At 72.0% G+C, this 20922-nt stretch carries 15 protein-coding genes and 1 pseudogene; 10 read left to right on the forward strand and 6 right to left on the reverse strand.

Translation table 11 applies throughout. The annotated features are described in order from the left end of the window. Window positions 1-120 precede the first annotated feature (120 nt). The 7 genes from ACFUPX_RS37830 to ACFUPX_RS37860 all read left to right on the forward strand — a co-directional run bounded on the left by ACFUPX_RS37830 (window position 121) and on the right by ACFUPX_RS37860 (window position 8076). A complete protein-coding gene (locus ACFUPX_RS37830) occupies window positions 121-609 on the forward strand; it encodes an SgcJ/EcaC family oxidoreductase (protein WP_383333103.1) in 489 nt (162 codons plus the stop codon). 76 nt (window positions 610-685) lie between these two features. Then, window positions 686-1177 carry a MarR family winged helix-turn-helix transcriptional regulator gene (locus tag ACFUPX_RS37835; RefSeq protein WP_383333105.1) on the forward strand — a complete coding sequence of 164 codons (492 nt, stop codon included), beginning with the start codon at window positions 686-688 and terminating at the stop codon, window positions 1175-1177. A gap of 103 nt (window positions 1178-1280) precedes the next feature. Then, complete coding sequence (locus ACFUPX_RS37840) at window positions 1281-1847, forward strand: DUF4865 family protein (protein WP_383333107.1); 567 nt, start codon at window positions 1281-1283, stop codon at window positions 1845-1847. A gap of 68 nt (window positions 1848-1915) precedes the next feature. Next, the gene (locus ACFUPX_RS37845; protein ID WP_383333109.1) at window positions 1916-4114 is read left to right on the forward strand and encodes an MMPL family transporter; all 2199 of its coding nucleotides are present in this window, start codon (window positions 1916-1918) and stop codon (window positions 4112-4114) included. Window positions 4115-4216: 102 nt separating this feature from the next. Then, complete coding sequence (locus ACFUPX_RS37850) at window positions 4217-5479, forward strand: cytochrome ubiquinol oxidase subunit I (protein WP_383333111.1); 1263 nt, start codon at window positions 4217-4219, stop codon at window positions 5477-5479. 12 nt (window positions 5480-5491) lie between these two features. After that, complete coding sequence (locus ACFUPX_RS37855) at window positions 5492-6499, forward strand: cytochrome d ubiquinol oxidase subunit II (protein ID WP_383333113.1); 1008 nt, start codon at window positions 5492-5494, stop codon at window positions 6497-6499. A gap of 89 nt (window positions 6500-6588) precedes the next feature. Beyond that, complete coding sequence (locus ACFUPX_RS37860; RefSeq protein WP_383333115.1) at window positions 6589-8076, forward strand: peptide MFS transporter; 1488 nt, start codon at window positions 6589-6591, stop codon at window positions 8074-8076. 66 nt (window positions 8077-8142) lie between these two features. Here ACFUPX_RS37860 and ACFUPX_RS37865 read toward each other — a convergent pair whose 3' ends face one another. Together ACFUPX_RS37865 and ACFUPX_RS37870 are read right to left on the reverse strand one after the other, a co-directional pair. Then, a complete protein-coding gene (locus ACFUPX_RS37865; protein ID WP_383333116.1) occupies window positions 8143-9081 on the reverse strand; it encodes an amidohydrolase family protein in 939 nt (312 codons plus the stop codon). Window positions 9082-9176: 95 nt separating this feature from the next. Next, on the reverse strand, window positions 9177-11105 hold the full coding sequence (locus ACFUPX_RS37870; protein WP_383333118.1) for an ABC1 kinase family protein: 1929 nt from the start codon (window positions 11103-11105) through the stop codon (window positions 9177-9179). A gap of 184 nt (window positions 11106-11289) precedes the next feature. Between ACFUPX_RS37870 and ACFUPX_RS37875 the strand changes: the two genes are divergently transcribed. The 3 genes from ACFUPX_RS37875 to ACFUPX_RS37885 all read left to right on the forward strand — a co-directional run bounded on the left by ACFUPX_RS37875 (window position 11290) and on the right by ACFUPX_RS37885 (window position 15542). Then, window positions 11290-12204 (forward strand): aromatase/cyclase, encoded by a 915-nt coding sequence (locus tag ACFUPX_RS37875; protein WP_383333120.1) that lies wholly within the window; start codon window positions 11290-11292, stop codon window positions 12202-12204. A 145-nt stretch (window positions 12205-12349) separates the two neighbouring features. Further along, on the forward strand, window positions 12350-13216 hold the full coding sequence (locus ACFUPX_RS37880) for an AMP-binding protein (protein WP_383333122.1): 867 nt from the start codon (window positions 12350-12352) through the stop codon (window positions 13214-13216). A 121-nt stretch (window positions 13217-13337) separates the two neighbouring features. Beyond that, on the forward strand, window positions 13338-15542 hold the full coding sequence (locus ACFUPX_RS37885) for a condensation domain-containing protein (protein WP_383333124.1): 2205 nt from the start codon (window positions 13338-13340) through the stop codon (window positions 15540-15542). Here ACFUPX_RS37885 and cydC read toward each other — a convergent pair. The 4 genes and pseudogenes from cydC to ACFUPX_RS37905 all read right to left on the reverse strand — a co-directional run bounded on the left by cydC (window position 15511) and on the right by ACFUPX_RS37905 (window position 20849). Further along, window positions 15511-17247, reverse strand: coding sequence for a thiol reductant ABC exporter subunit CydC (gene cydC / locus ACFUPX_RS37890; protein ID WP_383333126.1), 1737 nt, complete (start codon window positions 17245-17247; stop codon window positions 15511-15513). The two genes, ACFUPX_RS37885 and cydC, sit on opposite strands and share 32 nt — an antisense overlap. Window position 17248: 1 nt before the next feature. Next, window positions 17249-18982, reverse strand: coding sequence for a thiol reductant ABC exporter subunit CydD (cydD, locus tag ACFUPX_RS37895; RefSeq protein ID WP_383333128.1), 1734 nt, complete (start codon window positions 18980-18982; stop codon window positions 17249-17251). Window positions 18983-19862: 880 nt separating this feature from the next. Next, a pseudogene (locus ACFUPX_RS37900) lies at window positions 19863-20045 on the reverse strand (ISKra4 family transposase); the annotation flags it as partial. Window positions 20046-20381: 336 nt separating this feature from the next. After that, a complete protein-coding gene (locus tag ACFUPX_RS37905) occupies window positions 20382-20849 on the reverse strand; it encodes a MarR family winged helix-turn-helix transcriptional regulator (protein WP_383333130.1) in 468 nt (155 codons plus the stop codon). Between the last annotated feature and the right edge of the window lie 73 nt (window positions 20850-20922).

Here is a 20922-nt window from a genome sequence, read left to right on the forward strand (position 1 = left end):
GGGCGGCCGGTGAAACGGCCGCCCGGGGCGCTTTGGCGTTGCGGGCTTGACGGGCGGAAAAAGTCTCTCTAAATTAGAGAAGCGCGAAGATAGAGAGAATTCGCCCGAGAAGGGACCCTCATGTGCGCCACCACCATCACCCCGGCAGAACTCGACGTCCGCACCCTGATGCAGGAGCTCAGCGACCGCTGGGACGACGCGGACGGCGAGGGCTACGGGGCGCTCTTCGCCCCCGGCGCCACCTACGTCCAGTTCAACGGGACGCTGCTCAGGGGCCGCCAGGAGATCGCGGACCTGCACAGCCTGATGTTCCGCACCATGCTGTACGGGACGAGGCTGATCACCCACGAGATCGAGAGCGTGCACGTGCTGCGCGAGGACGTCGTGGTGGTGGTCGCCACCGGGGCCGCGCTCTACCCCTGGCAGCCCGCGGTCGTGCCCAAGCGGCTCTCGCGGCAGACGCTCACGCTGGTCAGGAGGGACGGCCGCTGGCTCGTCGAGACCTTCCACAACGGCCGCATCAAGCCGTTCCCCACCAGTGGGCCGCTGTTCGCGGTGGGCGCCAGGGCCGTCAGGATGCGTGTCGACAGAACGCGGCGGGCCGCCTGAGGCCGGACGGCGGAGCGGCCTGGGCGGGGCAGTACGCTGCTGGTTTCGGTCACCTGACAGGAAGGGCAGCTGCGACATGCGTCTTGACGGTGCGGCGGACAGTGCGGACACCTCCGGATCCGGGCTGGCGGCACTGGCGACGGCGCTGCGGGTCCAGGCCGCCAGGACCGTCCTGTTCCAGTCGGCGGTGGCCCAGGCCGTGGGGCTCAACGCCACCGACTTCAACTGTCTGAGCCTGCTGGACCTGGAAGGGCCCACCACCCCCGGACACCTGGCCGAACAGGTCGGCCTCAGCCGCGGCGGCGCCATCACCACGGTGATCGACCGGCTCCAGAAGGCCGGATTCGTCCGGCGCAGGCCCGACCCGGCGGACCGCAGGCGCGTCATCGTCGAGGCCGTGCCCGAGGCCTTCGCCGCACAGGTCGACGTCCTGCTGACCGACTACCGGGCGGCGTTCGGCGAGCTCCTGTCCGGGCTCAGCCAGGAGCAGCTCGCACTGCTCCTGGAGATCACCGAGCGGAGCAACGAGATCTTCCACACCGAGACCCGGCGGCTTCAGGCCAAGTAGCCGCCGCACCCCTGCACCGCCCGACCGGGACTCAAGCAGGAAACGGCACCCTCGGCGACCGGCAGTTCCTCTGCCGTTCCCAGCGAACGAGGTGACCGGGACCATGCTGTCCGCCCATTACGCCATCCCCCTTCCCGCCGACTACGACATGGCCCGGATCCGCGACCGGGTGGCGGCCAAGGCCGCGCCCTGGGACACCAGGGCAGGACTGCTGCTGAAGGCCTTCTGCGTCACCGAGGCCGAAAACGGTGCCGGACACAACAGCTACGCGCCGTTCTACGTGTGGGCCGACACCGCCGAGTTCGCCTCCTTCCTCACCGGAGCCGAGTACGCCGGACTGTGCTCCGCGTTCGGCCCGGTGCCCGTGCGGACGGGCGCGGTGATCCAGGCCGGCATCGGCAGGGGACCCGTCGCACATCTGGTGGCCCAGTGCGAGGAGATCGGGCCCGTGACGGATCTGCGCGCGGTGGCCGAAGCCGAGCAGGAACGCCACCGCGCCGCCCTGCGGGACCCGGCGGTCCACTCGCACATCACTGAGCTCGACCCGGTGACCATGACGGTCACCCGGCGCACCCTGCTGCACGCGGGACAGGACGCCCCCGAGCCCAAGAGCGGGACCCGGGTGCTGCGCGTGCTGCACCTGTCCTCGCCCCCCACCCCTACGAACTGACACCCGGTCAGCTCTGCTCGCGCTCGAGCACGCCTCAGGCGGCGCTCGAGAACGCTGTGGATCCCTGGGTGAGTGACCCAGACAAGGAGCGCACGGTGACCTATACGCCCGCCCGCACGCAGGAGAACAGCCCGGCGCCGCCGCCACCTCGCACAAGCGTCCTTGAGCGCACCGCCGGCTTCGCCCAGCGCCACCGGTGGACGGCGCTGGTGCTGTGGCTGGTGATCCTCGTCGGTGTCTGGGCGGGCGCGTCGGCAGCCGGTGACCGCTACCGTGACGACTTCTCCCTGCCGGGCACCGACAGCCAGCAGGCGCTGGACGTCATGAAGGAACACGGGTCCGCCGACGCGGGCGACTCCGTGGACATCGTGCTGCACGACAAGGACGGCCTCACCGCGGCGGCCGTGAAGCAGCGGGTGGGCGGCATGCTGGCCGAGGTGGCCGACCTGCCCAAGGTCGCCCAGGTGCGCAGCCTCTACCAGGACCGCTCCGCCGTCTCCAAGGACGGCACGATCGGTTACGCCACGGTCGTCCTGGACGGCAAGGCCGAGGACATGGACAAGGCCGACACCCAGCGCATCCTGGACACCGCCCGCACGGCGCAGTCGGACGGTCTGAAGGTCGAACTCGGCGGCGACGCGGCCAGGAAGCTGGCCGAGCAGGAGAGCGGCGCGGCGGAGGGCGCCGGCATGCTCGCCGCCCTGGTGATCCTCGCCATCATGTTCGGCACGGTCATCGCCGCCGGACTGCCGGTCATCACCGCGCTGTTCGCGGTCGGCAGCACCCTGGGCGCCATCATCGTCCTCTCGCACACCTTCACCATCGCCAGCTACACCCCCTACATCATGATCCTGGTGGGCCTGGGTGTCGGCATCGACTACGCACTGCTGATCTTCGCCCGCTACCGGGCCGAACTGGTCAAGGGGGCCTCGCCGGAGGATGCCTCGCGGCGCGCGCTCGACCTGGCCGGACGCACCGTCTTCTTCGCGGGGTGCACGGTCATCGTCGCCCTGCTGGGCCTGGTGGCCCTGGGGCTCGGTTCCCTGCAGGGCACCGCCGTGGCGCTCGCGCTCACCGTGCTGGTCACCATGCTGGCCTCGCTCACCCTGCTGCCCTCCCTCCTTGCGATCTTCGGCAAGCGCTTCGCCCGCCAGTTCACGGCCAAGGCCCACAAGCGCATCGACCAGGGCAAGCCCGCCCCGGGCACCGGCTGGCGCCGCTGGGCCGGATTCGTCCAGCGCCGGCCGCTGGCCGTCCTGGTGCTGGCCGTCGCCGCGCTCGGCGCCCTTGCCGCCCCCGCCCTCGACATGCGGCTGGGCTTCGCCGACGCGGGCAACGACCCGGCGAAGTCCACCAGCCGCAGCGCCTACGACCTGCTGGCCGAGGGCTTTGGCCCCGGCTTCAACGGCCCGCTGGTCGTGGTGGCCGAAGGCAAGGACACGGCGGCCCGGGCCCTGACCGCCAAGCTCAACGACACCAAGGGCATCGCGGCCGCCACCGGCCCCATCCCCGCCCAGGACAAGGGCGCGTTCACCGTGATCGCGTTCCCCGACTCCGCCCCGCAGGACGCCGAGACCTCGGACCTGGTGCACGTGCTGCGCGACGACGTCCTTCCCGAGCTCGGCGAACAGACCGGCGCCCAGTACCTGGTCGGCGGATCGACCTCGGCCGTCGTGGACTACTCCGACACCGTCGCCAAGCGGATGCCGCTGTTCATCGCGATCGTGGTGGGACTCTCGCTGATCCTGCTGGTCATGGTGTTCCGCTCGGTGCTCGTTCCGCTCAAGGCCGCGCTGCTGAACCTGCTGAGCATCGGAGCCGCACTCGGCGCGATGACACTCGTCTTCCAAAAGGGCATGTTCGGCATCGAGTCCGGGCCGATCGAGGCCTTCTTGCCGATCATGGTCTTCGCGATCGTCTTCGGCCTGTCCATGGACTACGAGATCTTCCTGGTCACCCGGATCCGCGAGGAGTGGGACCGCACGAACGAGCACGCCACCGCCATCCGCGAAGGACTGGCGCACACCGGCGGAGTCATCATCGCCGCCGGCGCCATCATGGTCGCGGTCTTCGGGGCCTTCATGCTCAACGGCGACCGCATGCTGCAGCAGTTCGGCTTCGGCATGGCCGTCGCCGTCTTCGTCGACGCCGTCATCATCCGCCTGATGATCGTCCCCGCCGCGCTGCAGCTGATGGGGCGCAAGGCCTGGTGGATCCCGGCAGGCCTGGACCGGATGCTGCCGAAGCTCAACCTCGAAAAGCACTGACCCCGAAACGGGAGTCCGGGCGCCCCTGACGGCGCCCGGGCTCCGTCCCGCGGCCGTCGCACCGGCCCTTCCATACGCTCGGCTGCACAAGGAGAGACCCTCGTGGACGACGTGCTCACCCTCGCACGGCTCCAATTCGCCCTCACCGCCATCGCGCACTACCTGTTCGTCTCACTCACCCTTGGCCTGGTCACCTTCCTCGTCGTCATGCAGACGCGCTGGGCGATCACCGGCAAGGAGAAGCACCGCGCCCAGACCAGGTTCTGGGGGCAGCTCTATCTCATCAACTACGCCCTGGGCATCGGCACCGGCATCGTGATGGAGTTCCAGTTCGGGCTGAACTGGAGCGGACTGACCCACGCCGCGGGCAACGTCTTCGGCGCACCCCTGGCGGTGGAGACCCTGGTGGCCTTCTTCGCCGAGTCCACGCTGCTCGGCCTGTGGATCTTCGGCTGGGACCGGCTGGGCCGCACCGCGCACACCGTACTGATCTGGCTGGTGGCCCTCACCGCCTACGCCTCGGTCTTCTTCGTCATGGCCGCCAACGGATTCCTCCAATACCCCGCGGGCACGCGGACCGTCGACGGCGAAATGGTGCCGGTCAACGCCGCCACCCTCTTCCAGAACTCCAACGCGAGCTCCGCCATGGCACACGTCCTGACCGGCGCGCTGGCCACCGGAGCCTTCTTCATCGTCGCGGTCAGCGCCTGGCACCTGCGACGGCGCACCGCACACACGGAGTTCTTCTGGTCGTCGATGAAACTGGCCCTGCCCGTCGCCGCGGCCATGGCCATGATCACCGGCGTGATGGGCGCCAGCCTCTTCCAGGTCGTGGGCGACCAGGCCCCCACCAAATTCGGCCCGGGGGACAAGGCCGCGGTGGCCCAGGCCAAGGAATTCACCGAGAAGTTCGGGCCCGACAACTACTACGGCCCCGACTACGTCAAGTCCGCGGAGAGCTTCATGATCTCCAGCTGGGGCGTGATGATGGGCATCACCCTCATCGCCCTGCTGTTCCTGATCAAACGCAACCTCATCCGCCGCCGCATCCTGCTGTGGCTGCTCAGCGCCTCCGTGGTCCTGCCCTACCTCGCCAGCACCGCCGGATGGATCTTCCGCGAGTCCGGGCGCCAGCCCTGGGCCATCTACGGAGTGCTCAAGACCGAGGAAGCGATCACCCCCGGACTGAGCGCCGGCGGCGCGCTCGCCTCACTCCTGGTCTTCGGCGTACTCGTCGCGGCCCTCACGCTCATCGACTGGGCCCTGCTGCTGCGATTCGCCCGGCGGGGACCGGACGAGGCACAACTGGGACGAGCCCCGGACCCGGCCGAAAAGCCCGCAGACGTCACCACGTTGACCTACTGAAAGGCGCACACCATGTGGGACAACATCTGGTACGCCCTGCTGGCACTGCTGGTGACGGGCTATCTCCTCCTGGACGGCATCACCATCGGCAGCGGGATCGTGGGCCGCCTCGTCGCCCGCACCGACGCCGACCGCCACACCGTCGACGCGGCCACCGGGCCGTTCTTCCTGGGCAACGAGGTCTGGCTGGTGGCCGCCGCGGGCATCACCCTGGGCGGATTCCCCGGCCTGGAATCCACCGTCGTCAGCGGCATGGCCCCACTGATCGTCGTGGCCGTCGCCGCCCTGCTGCTGCGGCACGCCGCGATCCAGTTCCGCCGCCGCGTGCCATCCCCCGGCTGGCGCCGGCGCTGGGACACCGTGGTCCAGGCCGCCTGCGTGGCACTGGCCCTCATGTGGGGCGCCCTGGGCGGCGCGGTACTTGGCGCGCTGCCCGTCAAGGACGGGCACCTGAGCCCTTCCCTGGACCTGTTGCTGCGCCCCGTACCGGTGATGTCCGCACTGACCGCCGTCGCCGTCCTGGCGCTGCACGGCGCGGTGTTCCTGGCCCGCAGGACCACGGGCCCGGTCGCCGGACGGGCCGCGGGGCTGACCTCCTGGCTGGGCACCGCCGCGGCGGGGCTGGGACTGCTCACCCTCTTCGCTGCCGCCTTCGACGCCCGCACCCGGGACGGAGTGCCCAACGCGCTGCCCGCCGTGCTGATCGCCGTGGCCGCGATCGCCGCAGCCCTGCTGGCGGCCCGGCTCGTGGCGTCCAACAGCGCGGGCGCACCCCTGTTCAGCGGCCTCGCCGCCTGCCTTCCCGTCCTGGCGATCGGCCTGGGCCGCTTCCCGCAGACGGTGGTGAGCACCTACGACGGCGAGAACCTCTCGCTCGCCGAGGCCGCCGCACACCCCGACACCCTCAGCCTGGTCGGCCCCGTGATGCTGCTGGTGCTGCCGGTACTGCTCGCCTTCCAGGCCATGCAGTGGTGGGCGTTTCGCACCCGCACGCACGAACGCTCCCCGGTGTACTTCTGATCCCCCAGGCGCTCTTGAGGCGCTCTTGAGCCGTTCTCGGTCCACCCGTACGAACCTCGCTCCCTGCCCCGGAGACGTACGGAGGAACCATGACGATCGCCCCGGCCCGGCCCCAGGCCGCCCAGCAGTCCGCAGAGACCGGGCTGCTGGGACGGCCGCGCTGGTTCAACACCCTGTTCGGCACCGACGTGTGGGAGCGGTTCAGCTTCTACGGGATGACGGCGATCCTCGTCCTGTACGCCACGCAGGACAAGTCCGGCGGCGGCCTGGGCATGAGCAAGGCCGACGCCACCCTCCTCTTCGGCCTCTACATGGCCTCGGTGTTCATCACCTCCGTGCCCGGCGGCTGGCTGGGCGACCGCATCCTGGGCTCCTACCGGGCGGTGCTGCACGGCGGGGTGACCATCGGGCTGGGCCACCTCTGCCTCGCCGTGCCCCACCCCGGCTTCTTCTACCCCGGCCTGCTGCTGATCGCGGCGGGCACCGGGCTCCTCAAGCCCAACATGGCCAGCCTCCTCAGCGCGTTCTACCGCCCCGACGACCGCGCGGGCAGAGACGCGGGCTTCTCCATCTTCTACATGAGCGTCCAGGTCAGCGCACTGCTGGCACCCATCGTGGTGGGCGTGGTCGGCGAACGCGTCAACTGGCACCTGGGCTTTGGCCTCGCGGCGGCCGGCATGGCCGCGGGCCTGCTGCAGTACGTACGCGGCTCGCGCCACTTCGGCGACGTCGGCCGGACACCCGAGCGGGCCGCCACCCCCCTGCAGCGCGACCGGGTGCGGCGCGCCTCCCTTACCGGCGGCGCGCTCCTGGTGCTCGTCTACGGCACGGACGCGGCCCTGGGCTCGTTCCGCATCGGCCATGTCATGGCGCTCATCGGCCTGTTGTGCGTCGTCCTGCCCGTCTACTGCTTCACCCGTCTCCTGCGCAACCCGCTGCTGAGCGCCGACGAGCGGACCCGGGTCAAGACCTACATCTGGCTCTTCGCGGCCTCGGCCCTCTTCTGGGCGATGTTCCTGCAGGGCGGCTCCGTGTTCACCCTGTTCGCCAAGGAGTCCACCGACCGCGAGGTGTGGGGCGCCACCATCCCCGCCAGCTGGTTCCACGCCGCGATCCCGCTCTTCGTCCTGATCACCGCCCCGTTCTTCGCCTGGCTGTGGACGCACGCCGGATCCCGCGTCCCCACCGCCGTGAAGTACGCCATCGGCATGTCCTGCACCGGCACCGCCTACCTGGTGATGTCCCTCGCGGCCCTGTCCGCCTCCGGCGGCGAACGGGTCTCCCCGCTCTGGCTGATCGTGGCCTACCTGCTGCTCGCGGCGGGCGAGGTGTCCTTCGCGCCGGTCGGCATGAGCGCCACCACGGCCATCGCCCCCGCGACGTTCGTCAGCCAGATGGTGTCCCTGTTCTGGCTGTCCGGCGCACTGGGCGGGGGCCTGGGCGGCAACGCACTGAAAATCTCCGGCGACGACGTCCCGGGCCCCGGCTACTTCCTCACGCTCGGCCTGATCGTGCTCGCCGTCGGCGCGGGCCTGCTCCTTGCCCGGCGGCCGCTCACCCGGCGCCTGGGCGTCTGACCCGCCTCCCGCACCACCGCGCCCCGAAGGCCCGCGCCCCTTCCCCCGCCCGCTTCTGACGTCGTGTCAGCCCAGGTGGGGGAAGAGACGGACCGTGTTCTCCCGCAGGGTGGCGGGCCCCACGCCCAGGAAACGCGGATCGGCGAGGTTCTTGGTCAGCGCCCCCACCGAGTGCGGCGGCACGAAGGGGTAGTCGGAGCCGACCAGGATGCGCTCGGCGCCCACCAGGTCGCGGACCAGCCGCAGCCCGTGTCCCGCACCGCAGCTGGCCGTGTCGAAGTAGATCCGCTTCAGGAAGTCCAGGGAGGTCTCCTGCGCGGCGCCCGGCGTCGTACGGCGCACGTTCTCGATCCGCTGGACGATGGCCGGCGCGGTGCCGCCCGCATGGGCCACGATCAGCGACACATCGCGATGGCGGCCGAGCGTGCCCTGCACGATCATCTGCGACAGCGCCCTGGTCGTGTCGAACACGAACTCGCCGTACCAGCCCGGCAGCCCCAGCCCGGGGGCGGGATCGACCGGCGGCTCGGCCGGATGCAGATAGGCGACCGCCCGGCGCCGGTTCAGCTCGGCGAACACCGGCTCGAACGCGGGGTCGCCGAGGTAGCGGCCGGCCACATTGGTGTACAGCCCCACACCGTCCAGGCGGTGCACGTCGAAGATCCGGCCGATCTCGGCGAGAGCGGCGTCGACGTCGGGCAGGGGCAGCACCCCGAACCCGCCGAAGCGCCCGGGGTGTTCCTTGACCAGCCCGGCCAGGTGGTCGTTGCACCGGGTGGCCAGTTCGGCCGCCGCCACCGGGTCCCCGAAGTACACCCCCGGCGGGGCGATCGAGAGCAGCGCGCGCTCGATCCCGGCGCCGTCGAGCATCGCCAGGCTCTCCCCGGGCGTCCACGGCGGTATCGGCGCGCCGCCGGAGAGCACATGACCTGCCCGCTCGGCGATGTCGCGGTAGAAGTCGGGGATGAAGTGGTGATGCACGTCGATATGCCCTGCCTGGCTCATCGGATGCGGTCCCTTCCTGTCGTCAGACCAGCGGCCGATTCTCGTGGCACCGGATCGAGGATCACTCGCACGCGGGCCCAGCCCGCGGGCCGGCCTCAGGCCAGCGGCCGGGCCAGCGTGTAGAGCGTGCGCAGCACCAGAACCCCGCAGAGCAGCAGCAGGTGATAGCCGATCAGGGCGTACAGGCCCAGACCGGCGGCGACCTCGGGGCCGCCCTTGGAGCCCAGGAGCAGCAGCACCCCGGCGATGCCGAAGAAGACCGCGAGGAACGCCAGCAGCACCCGGCTGAGCAGCTCGCCTATCACGCTCCGGTCCCGCGGATCGGCGAGCAGCCGCACGTTCACGCCCAGCCGGCCCTCCTCCAGCGCCCCGCTGATGCGGTCCAGACGCCGCGGCAGCCGGCGCAGCACCGGCAGCAGCGCGACCAGTTCGTCGCGCGCCGTCTCGCCGGCCGTCCCGGGGCTCAGCTGCCGGGCGAACTGCGTGGCGGCGTACGCACGGGACGCCTCCACGATGTCGAAGCCCTCCGACAGGCGGGTCAAGGTGCCCTCCATGGTGGCCAGCGCCCGGAACACGGCCGCGATCTCCGGCGGAACGGCCAGCCTGAAGTCCGTCATCAGCCGGAACAGTTCCGTGAACATCACCGCGTCCTGGGCACCGCCATGGACGAGATGGCGGGCGCTGAAGTGGCCAAGGGCCCGCCGCAGCCGCTGCTCGTCGACCTGCTCGGGCCGGTTGGTCACCTCCAGCAGCGCATCGCACAGCGCGGTGGGATCCCCCCGGTCGACCGCCAGGAACAACCCGGCCATGGAGGCCCGCAGCCCCGTGTCGATGCGGCCCACCGAACCGAAGTCCAGCAGCGCGGGGGTGCCGTCGGGCAGCACCATGATGTTCCCGGGGTGGGGGTCCGCGTGGAACACCCCGTCCTGCATGATCTGGTTGAGCAGCGCCGTGAGCAGCGTATGGGCCAGCTTCTCCCCGAGCTCCACGGTGCCGGCCGCCGCCCGGCCCAGGGGAACGCCGTCGATACGGCTCATCACCAGCACCCGTGCGGTGCTCAGCTGTTCGTACACCTGCGGCACGCTCACGCTCCAGTCGCCGCGCGCCTTCGCCGCCATCCGCACCGCCGTCATGTTCCGCGCCTCGATGCGGAAGTCGAGCTCCTCGCACAGCGCGGCCGCGAACCCGCGGGCCAGTTCGGTCAGGCCCAGGCTGCGGCCCCAGTGGGTACGGCTCTGCAGCGTAACCGCCAGCCTGTTCACGATGTCCAGGTCCCGCTCGACGAGCTCCTGGATGCCGGGCCGCTGGACTTTGACGACGACCCGCGTCCCGTCGTGGAGGACGGCGGCGTGCACCTGCGCGATGGAGGCCGCCGCGAGCGGCAGCCGGTCGAACTCCGCGAAGACCTGCCCCGGAGGCGCCCCCAGCCCGGCGATCAACGTCTCCTCGACCTGCGGCCAGGGCGCGGGCGCGACCTGGTCCTGCAGCCGGCTCAGCTCCTCCACGTACGGCTCCGGCAGCAGATCCCGCCGGGTCGACATCAGCTGGCCCAGCTTGACGAAGGTGACCCCGCCGGCCTGCAGGGCCTGGCGCAACTCCTGCGCCAGCAGCTGGTGGGGCGCCCCCGCGTTCTCGACGTCCCTGCGCCCGCGCAGGTACGGTCCCAGACCGTGCCGCCCGGCGATCCGGGCGATGTGCGTATAGCGGCGCCCCCGGGCGATCCGCCCCCTGACCCCGCGTACCAGGTCCCACGGCCCGCTCCCCGCAGGCAGCAGCGCCCGCAGCGCGACAAGCGTGATCATGGCCGTCAGCAGCCCTATCCCGATCATCAGCGACAGCAGGACGTGCCGGCGATCGGAATTCTGCAGCTGCGGACCGAGCAGGGTTCCCGAGACGGAGATCCCGACGACGCCTGCCACCACGAGCCGCAGCGGCCCGGCCTTGATGCCAAGGAGACGACGGCCGAGGAAGGCCGGGAGGAAAACGATGGCTAACGTCCCGGTGAGTCCGGCGATGATCCACATAGCGCAAGTGTTGCTACTCCCGCTCGAGTATCCCTCGAGCGCGACCATCTGCCGGGAGGCATCGGCCACCGGGCCGTCTCAAGCGGTTCTCAAGTGGGCCAGGGCAGATTGAAGAGGAGCATCGCCGCCCGACCGGTGTTCCTCAGCGCACCAGAGCCGCACGGAGAGAAGGGTGCCGAGGCCGATGAGTGTCGAGAGGGTGCACAGCACGGCGCACGAGGTGACCATCGGGGCCCCGGCGGGCGTGGTCTACGCGCTGCTCACCGACTCCCCACACTGGCCCCTCCATCTCGGGGCCGCCGTCCACGTCGAGCAGCTGGAATTCGACGGCAGGCGTGAGCGCACGCGGGTGTGGTCCACCGCCGGGGGGCGGGTGGATTCCTGGACTTCGCTGCGCACGCTCACGCCCGAGCTGCTCCAGGTGGAGTTCCGCCAGGAGCAGCCGACGGCTCCCGGGCAGCCTCTGAGCGGCATCTGGAGCGTCGTGGCGCTGACCGCGCAGCGCTCACGGCTGACGCTGCGGTACAACTTCACCACCTCGGCCGGCGATCCGGCCGCCGTGCTCACGAGTCTGCGCAGGACCGCCGAACTCTGGCCCCGGCTGGACGAGCTGGCGCTGTCCTTCGACGACTCGGTGCGCATCGAGGGCCCGGCCGAGCCGGTCTACGACTTCCTCTACCGCGTCCAGGACTGGCCGGGCCGGGTGCCCGGCGTGATCCGCGCCGATGTGGTGGAGGACGGGCCGGGGGTGCAGGCCGTGACCATGGACACCAGGGAACCCGACGGCTCCGTGCAGACCACGCGGTCACTGCGGCTCTGCTTCCCGCACGCCCAACTCATCGTCCACAAGCAGCTGACGGCCTCGGGGCTGCTGGGCGCCCACACGGGGGAGTGGTCGCTCGTCCCCGACGAGAGGGGAGTGACCCTCAGCGCCCACCAGGACGTCGTACTGTGCCCGGAATCCATCGGACGGGTGCTGGGAGAGGGCGCCGGCACGGCGATGGCCCGCCACCAGGTGCGCCAGCGCATCGAAGGCGCCGGCGCCCGCGTCCTGGACCTGGCCAAGAAGCACGCGGAGTCGGCCGTGCGGATGCTCTGAGCGGTCGGTCGCTCAGCACGCGCCGGCCCGGCAGCCTCCGGGCGTGAGCTGGCCGGCTTCGAGCGGTCTTCGAAAATTCCTCCAGCGCGGCCGCTGACGGTGAGGCCCCACGGACCGTACCGCCCGGCGACAGGAGGCCCCCACGGTGCACAGGACCGCGTACCCACAGATCCCGCTCGACGGCCTGCCGCGCTGGGCAGCCGTCCGAGATCCCGATGGTGCCGCCCTCACCACCGAGTCGGGCACCTGCACCTTCGCGGAACTGGACCAGCAGACCGACCGCGTCGCCCACTACATTCGGCGAACGGCCCGCAGCGCAGACTCTGTTGTGGGGGTCGTCGGCGCCCCCAGCGCGGACTTCGCCGCCGCCTACTACGGTGCGAGCCGCAGCGGGCACACCTTCGCCGCCATCGGCCCGCGGCTGGGGAAAGCACCCCTGCACCACATCTTCACGGCCGCCGGGATCGAGATCGCATTCGTTCCCGCCGCCACCGCCGCACTGCTGAGCGCGGTGCGCGGGCGGCTGCCGCGGCTGCACACCGTCGTCGTCACCGGCGCCGGCCGCCGGGCCGCCCCCGCGGGGACGATCACGCTGCCGTCCGCCCTGGAGGGCACGGCGCACGATCCCGTGGTGGCCGGCAGCGACCTCGACGCGGTGACCTGCGTGCGGTTTCACGCGGGCAGCACCGGCCTGCCCCAGGGCGTGGCGCTCACCCACCGCAGCCTGGTCACCCACGCCCGCACGGCCGCCCTCGCACACCGGCTCGGCCCCCAGTCCGTGATCTGCAACCGTCTCCCGGACTACGGCGACACGTACCTCAACCCCGGTGTGTACGCCGGGGCTTCACAAGTCCTGTGCCAGGAGCCCGGCCCGGCGGCCTCCCTCGCCGCCGCCGCCCGGGCGGCGGCCACCCACTGCTTCGAACTGCCCGAGCGAACTCCTTGCCCACCGGCCTCGACCGGCGCTGACCTGGACGGAGAGCTGTTCGCGAAGCCGTCCAGGGCGACTTGAGGAAACCGGCACCCCCCGCCCGGCGCCAGTAGCGTGCAACACGACGGCGACGACAGGAACGCGAGGTGAGGGCCCACCCTCCATACCCGGGTTCCCACGCTCGCACAGGAGGGGAGAGCCGATGACGACCGAGCACCCCCCGGCCACATCCCTGACGGTGATCCTCGACCCGCAGAGCCCCGCACTGGAACTCTTCGGGCCGCTGGAGACCACCGCCCTTGAGGCCGCACTGGACCGCATCGCCGCCCGATGCCCCGGGCCGCGCCGTGAGCGGCCCGTGCTGCGAGCCGTCGATGCCGCCCACCACACCCTCAGGATTCCCCGGCGGGCCGGCACGTCGGCCCCCTACCCGGCAGGGTTCCTCGCCGACCTGCTCACCGGCACGCCCCCGCCCCCGGGTTCGGATCCGGCTTCGGATCCCGTGCGGGACGATCCGGCCGCAGCGCCCCGGCACAGCGCCGATGCCGCACCGGCCCACGGGCCACCGACGCGCCCCACCGCACTGACCCCGCTCCAGCGCGAACTGCTCGCCGACGCCGTGACCCACCCGGCCCGCCACATCGAGCAGTTGTCCTGGCGCTGGCACGGCCCCCTGGACACCCGCCGGTTCACCGCCGCCTGGCAATCGGTCTTCGACCACGAGACGGTGCTGCGCACCGCCTTCGTCTGGGACCCGCACCCCCGGGCCGTGCTCTTCGACCGCTCGGCCCCCCAGGTCGTACGCCACCCCTGCGGATCCGTGCCCACGGGAGCCGACGACGCCCACCACACCGAACTCACCCGGCTCATGGACCACGCACGCGACCGCGGCTTCGACCTGCGCCGCCCCGCACTGCTGCGCTGCGACCTCCTGGCCGGCGAGCCCCAGGACACCGGCTGCCCCCCGCCCACCGATGTGGTGCTCACCTACCACCGGGCGCTGCTCGACAACTGGAGCGTGCGCGTCCTGCTCCAGGAGTTCTACCGCGCCTACCTCGCGGGAGGCGCGCTCTTTGGCGGCGAGCGCCGCCCCGACCTGAGGGACTACACGAGCTGGCTGGGCGGCCAGGACCCGTCGGCCGCCCGGCACTTGTGGTCGGCGGGCCCGCGCCGCCCCCCGGCCGCACTGCCGCGCGCACGGCCCGGCGAGGCGACGGGAAGGGCCGGCACGGGCCGCAGCCGCGCCCGGCTGACCTGCCAAGAGACGGCCGGGCTCGTCGAGTGGGCGGCCCGCTGGGGCACCACCGAGAGCAGCGCCCTGCAGGCGGTGTGGGCGATGCTGCTCTACCGGGCGTCCGCCGCCCCGCCCGATCCCGCCCCGGTCGGCTTCGGCGTGAGCGTGTCCGGGCGCGGCATCCCTCTGGAGGGCAGCGCACGCATCCCGGGCCCCTTCGCCCACGCGCTGCCGATGGTCGTCGAGGTCGACCCGGCGTCCACCGTGCCACGGCTGCTGCGCTCCCTGCGCGACCGTACGCTGGACATGACGTCCTACGAGTGGGTCTCGGCCGGCCAGATCCACCAGTGGCTGGGCACGGCGGCGGGCACCGAACCCGCCCAGACCCTGCTGGTGTTCGAGCACCGGCTGCGCCACGTGAAGGGCCTGGCTCCCGCGCTCGCCGCGCAGGGCGTGCACGTCGAGGAGCCCTGTCCGCTGGCCGGGCAGGGCGCGTTCCCCATCGGCGTCCTGGCCCACCACGCCGGCGACGGCGCCCTGGTGCTCACCTCGGTGCACGACCGGGCCCGCATCGAGGACGACAAGGCGGCGGCGATGCTCGCACAGAGCGCCCGCCTGCTGCGCCAGCTCCCGCACACGGCGGGCGAGCAGACCACCGTGGCCGAGGTCCTGACCACCCTGGACGACATGGACGTGCCCCGGCTGCACGGCCTGCCCGAGCAGTTGGGCGACGCGCCGGGCCCTCTGGTCCCGCTCCGCGCGGCCCTGGCGCCGGGCGCGGGCACGGTCTGCCTGATCACCCCGCCCGGCGCGCCGGGCGGGTGCCACAGCGGGCTCGCCGGGCTGTACGGCGGACCGCAGGCGCTGGCCTCGATCCGGCCCACGGCGGACAACGCCGAGCAGTACGCCAGGGTGCTGCGCGCGCTGCTCGACGCGGGCGATCCGCTGGTGCTGGGCGGTTTCTCGGGCGCGGGAGCCATCGCGTACGAGATCGCCCGGCAGATCGCGGCGGGCGGCGTGAAGCCCCCGCTGGTGGTGCTCGGCCCGAGCTGCGCGGACGGCTGTCACGGCGCGGGCCAGGGCGGCGTACGTGATCTGGCCCGGACGATCGAGGCGGCGGCCCGGAGCTGCAGACGACCGCTCAGCGGCGGATCCGGCCCCGCTCCAGCGTGAGGATCTGGTCGGCGCCGGCCAGGCCCTCGCGCTGGTGGGTGACCAGGAGGGTGGTGCGGCCGCCCGTGGCGCTCAGGATGTCGGCGAGCACGGCCGCCGCCGTGTCGGGGTCCAGCCCCTCGGTGGGCTCGTCCAGGACGAGGACCGGCGGATCGGCGAGCAGCGCGCGGGCCAGCAGCAGGCGGCTGCGCTGGCCGCCCGAGGCCTCGGCGCCGTCGGGGCCGATGAGCGTGCCGAAGCCGTCGGGCAGCGACTGGACCCAGTCCAGGATCCGGGCCCGGCGGGCCGCGTCGTACAGCTCGGCGTCGGTGGCCTGCGGCCGGGCCAGGAGCAGGTTGGCCCGGATCGTGGCGTGGAAGATGTGGGCGTCCTGGGTCATGCCGGTGATCGCGCGCCGCACGTCGCCTCCCGCGCAGTCGCGCAGTTCGTGTCCGGCCAGGCGGATGCTCCCGGCCTGGTAGGACACGAACCGCATGAGCGCCGCGATCAGCGTCGACTTGCCCGAGCCGCTGGCACCGAGCAGCACGGTGCGCTGTCCGGGCGGCAGGTGCAGGCTCAGCCGGTCCAGGGCCGGTGGCCCTTCCGGGTAGTGACGTACCGTCAGGTCCTCGATGTGCACACCCAGCGGCCCCTGCACACTCAGTACGGCGGGGACGTCCGGCTCGGTGACCGGGGCGGGGGTGTCGAAGAGGCCGGCGAGACGGCTCGCGCGGGCGCGCACCTCGGCCAGGCGGAACGCGGCGGCGGGCAGCGGCTCCAGGGCCTCGAAGCAGACCAGGACCAGGACCGCGAGAACCGTGAGGTGCACCACGGCAAGACGCCCGTCCGCGTGGGCGCGCAGCGCGCTCCAGGTGACGGCGAGCAGGGCGCTGCCCTGGAGGACAAGGAGCACGGCGGAGGCCAGCGAGGTGGTCTTGGCCCGGCGCCGCTCCAGGCGGGCGATCCGGCCGGCGCTGCGCCGGGCGCGTCCGGCGGCGCGGCCCTGGGCGCCGTACGCGGCCAGGTCCGCCGCACCCTGCGTCAGGTCCACCACGTCCGCGGCGAGTTCGGCCCGTGCCGCCGCCTGTGCCCGCCCGGTGCGGCGGGCCACGACCAGCACCACGGCGGGCACGAGCAGGGCGGCCACGGCCAGATGCAGCGCGAGCAGGATGCCGGCCTGGGGCAGCAGCACCGTGGCCGTCGTGGTGGCGGCGGCACAGACCGCGCCGATGGCCGTGACCGGCAGCACGATCCGCAGCAGCAGGTCCTGGGCGGCATCGACGTCGTCGACGAGGCGGGTCAGCAGGTCGCCGCTGCGAAAGGCGGGCGTGCCCGCGGGAGCCAGCGGCACCAAAGCCTCGTACACCCGGCCGCGGAAGCCCGCCACGGCCCGCAGGACACCGTCGTGGCCAAGGAGCCGGTCGCTGTAGCGCAGGGCTCCGCGCCCCAGCGCCAGGGCGCGCACGGCCACGATCGCCAGGCTCACCGACGCGATCGGCGGATGCTGCGCGGCCCGCGTGATCAGCCATGCCGCGGTGGCCATCAGCGCGGCCCCGGCCAGCTCACTGCCGGCCGCGGCCAGGGCGGCGGGCAGCAGCCTGCGCCAGTACGGCAGGAGATGGCGCGCCAGGCGCAGGGTCGGGCGGGGCCCGCCCGACGGCCGGCCGGGGGAGGCGGCCGCCGGACGGGAGTCTGTGCGGTGTGGGGCCGCCACGTGCAGGGCCATTTCAGGACACCGGCCCTTCCACGGGCACCAGTTGGGGAGCATCGAGGCGACCGGCCCGCACCGTGACGATCCGGTCGGCGTAGGGCAGCAGACTCGTGCGGTGGGCCACCACGATCGCGGTACGGCCGCGCATCAGGCGCGCGGTGGCGCGGGTGACGGCGGCCTCGCTCTCGCGGTCCAGGTGCGCGGTGGGCTCGTCGAGCAGCAGCACGGGGGAGTCCTTGAGGAAGGCGCGGGCGAGCGCGATGCGCTGGCGCTGACCGGCCGACAGGCCCGCGCCGTGCTCGCCGAGCGGCGTGTCCAAGCCCCGGGGAAGCTCCTTGATGAAGTGCTCGGCGTACGCGTCCCGGGCCGCCTGGCGCACCTCATCCTCGCTCGCGTCGGGGCGCCCAAGGCGGATGTTGTCCGCGACGGACGCCGCGAACAGGTGCGGACGCTGGGGCACCCACGCCAGGCGGGTGCGCCACTCGTCGGGATCCAGGCACGCCAGATCGGCGCCGCCGACCGTGATGCGGCCCGCCGAGGGCGTCACGAAGCCCAGGAGCAGGGCCAGCAGCGTGGACTTGCCCGCACCGCTGGGGCCGACCAGGGCGAGGTGCTCACCGGGGGACACCCGCAGCGATACGCGGTCCAGGGCGGGGGCGTCGCGGCCCGGAAAGCGGACGGTGACGTCGTGCAGGCGCACGGGGGCGGTACAGACGTCGGGCACCGGGACACGGCGGTAGGCCGTGTGCCGGGCGCCGGCCTCGCGCCCCTGCTCGTGCACGGGCTCGCGTCCCTGCTCGTGCTCGGGTTCGTCGAGGGTCGCGAAGACCTGCTCGGCCACCGTGATGCCCTCCGCGCTCTCGTGGAAGGCGGCGCCCATCGCCCGCAGCGGCAGGTAGGCCTCGGGGGCCAGGAACAGCACGATCAGGGCGGTGCGCAGGTCCACCGTGCCGTGCAGCAGCCGCAGGCCAAGGGGCACGGCCACCAGCGCCACGGAGAGCGTGGCGACCGTCTCCAGGACGAGCGAGGACAGGAACGCCAGGCGCAGGGTGCGCATGGTGGCCCGCCGGTGGGCCTGGGCCATCTCGCCGATCCGCTGGGCCTGGTGCTCCTCGCGGCCGAACGCGCGCAGCGTCGGCAGCCCGGCCACGACGTCCAGGAAATGACCGCCGAGCCGGGCGAGCAGGCGCCACTGCCGGGCGGTGCGCCGGGCCGTGTGCAGGCCCACCAGCGCACCGAATACGGGGATCAGCGGCAGGGTCACGACGATGATCAGCGCCGATGGCCAGTCCGTCGCGAACAGCCAGCCAAGGACCGTGAGGGGCACCACGGCGGCGGCCGTCATCGCGGGCAGGGAGCTGACGACGTAGGGGTCAAGGGCATCGAGTCCGCGCAGCAGCAGGGTGACCGTCGCGCCATGGCTGCGCGCGGCCAGGCGCAGCGGTGCGGTACGGCTGAGCCGCTCCGTGAGCCGCTCGCGCAGCTCCTGCTTGGCATCGGCCGCGGCACGGTGCGCCAGCACACCGCGTGCCCAGGCCAGCAGGGCGCGCCCGGCCACGACGGCGCCCAGCGCGAGAAGCAGCCCGAAGGCGACCGGATCCCCGGCGAAGCCGTCCGCCAGCACGGTCGCCAGCAGGATCGCCTGAGCCACGACGAGCCCCGCGGCGAGAAAAGCCATCGCCGCGGAGTGCGTCAAGTGCCGCCGCAGCACCGGCAGTTCCCGCACCAGACGGCGTTCGACCGGTTTCATGCACGTCCCCTCAGAAGTAGCCGAGACGGCGAGGCCCGCACGCCCCCGAAGGCCCACCAGCTCACGCCCGGCCACCCCGAAATTCGGAAGCCACCTGCTGCTTCGCCCCGCCCCGCCCCGCTCCACGACACCGATGCGATGGACCGACAACGCCCCAGCCCCGCACAGACTGCACAGCCTCGCTCCGGGGATCCTTGAGCGAGGCTGGAGCCCCGGCGGCGACCGGAACGAGCTTCTTGACACCCGCGGTTGTCAGAACGGGTTGCCTGTCTCATCCCGCAGGGTGTCTCACTCCCGGAGGTCCCGGAGGTCCCGGAGGTCCGGGTTCGCGCCGCTACGCCACTCGCCAGCACATGCAGATTCGTGAAGTGCGCGTCACCGGTACAACTCTGAGGCGCATGCTGCGGAGCAAAATAGCTGAAACAACCTATGAGTCTCCAGGGAGGGCACGCACGCCCGGGAGGACCGCGGCCCCTTCCAACTGCTGTCCAACCACACGTTCAAGTGCGCGAACGGGCACGGCTGGACGAACAGCACGGACGGAGGCTGAGGGTTCTGCGGCAGCGCAACTTCGCCGGCGGGGCGGGCCTGCGGGTCTGTATCTGTGGGACAGCCCCCGTCGGGGCGGGGGCGGGGGCGGGGAGACTGGTCGAGAGCCGCTTCGGCGTACGCGACGTGGCCGCGGCGCTGAAGACCTGGGCCTGGCCCACAGGGCCCAGGGCCGTCCTCGGCTCTGGCGGCAACATCATCGAGACCGGCACCGACTGCTTCCGCCTCGCTCAGACCCGGGCCTGCAACGAACAGCGACTCTTGAAGTGCTCGCACAGGCCTTCCTCCACCAAGTGCGTTGGGTGCGGATCCTGTGGAGTGACGGTCAGGATCAAGCAGTGAGGCAGTACTTGTGCTGGTCGGGGCCGGGATGAAGGCGTTGGTGTTCGCAGGCTGTGTGGAAGGTCCAGCAGTCCCCGAAGTCCCTGGTGATCAGTGCGCGGAGTTGGAGGGCGGCTTCGGCGCCGGTGGGTCCCCAGCGAGCACCGGTGATGCCGAGGCAGTCGGCGATCATTATCTGAACCAGCGCAAAGCCCACGCAGTCGTCTTGAGAACAGAGCCGGCCTGACTCGGTGCCGCCCTGCGGCTCGGGTCCATCCCCGCGCACGCGGGGAGCAACGCGCGAGCGATCAGGTCGTCGTTCTCGGGGAGGGCCCATATCCGCGTGCGTGGGGAGCAGGGGCAGTGCAGTGAGTTGCCGCCACCTTGAATTCGCAGGTCGAAGGGCTGGTGTGATCGCTTCTCAAGGCTCTCACCCTGTTCGCGGGCGAGCGTCGGACCGGTAGATCGTCCCTCGGCACGATCGATGTCCGGGCTCCTGGCCATGATTCGGTGACTGGGTGCTGCTCGTTCAGTCGCGGCTTGCGTTCTGATTCCTGGACCAGGCGGTGGCGTCGGCTCCGTATCGAGCCAAGAGGCGTGCGAATTGGATCCGCTCCTCCGGCGACCAGGCCGCGGTGATCTCCTGGAACGCTTTGCGCTGTTCAGTGGCGAAGCGGTTGCGTTCGGCCTCGCCGTGCTCGGTGAGTTCGAGCACCGTGCGGCGTCCGTCGGACTGGGACGCCGTCCGGCGCAGCAGCCCTTCCTCTATACAGGCGGCGACGGTCCGGCTGGCCACCGGCTGGGCGACGCCCATCTCGGCAGCGAGGCCACCGACGGTCGTCTCACCCTGCGCATCGGCGATCACATTGAGGACGAGGTTACGGGAGAGGTCCTTGCTCGATGCCGGTGCGCGTCGCCGCAGACGGGACAGCGCCGGGCCGATCTGGTCCAGCGCCAGGTCGTCGGAAGACTGCTCGGAGAAAGGCGCGCTGCTCATGTGGCCGAGTCTAGGCCCGGCCCGCACATTTGCATACCACTAGACAAGTGCATAGCATCAGGTATGTAAATCT

This window comes from Streptomyces sp. NPDC057302, from assembly GCF_042667685.1.
Classification (GTDB): domain Bacteria; phylum Actinomycetota; class Actinomycetes; order Streptomycetales; family Streptomycetaceae; genus Streptomyces.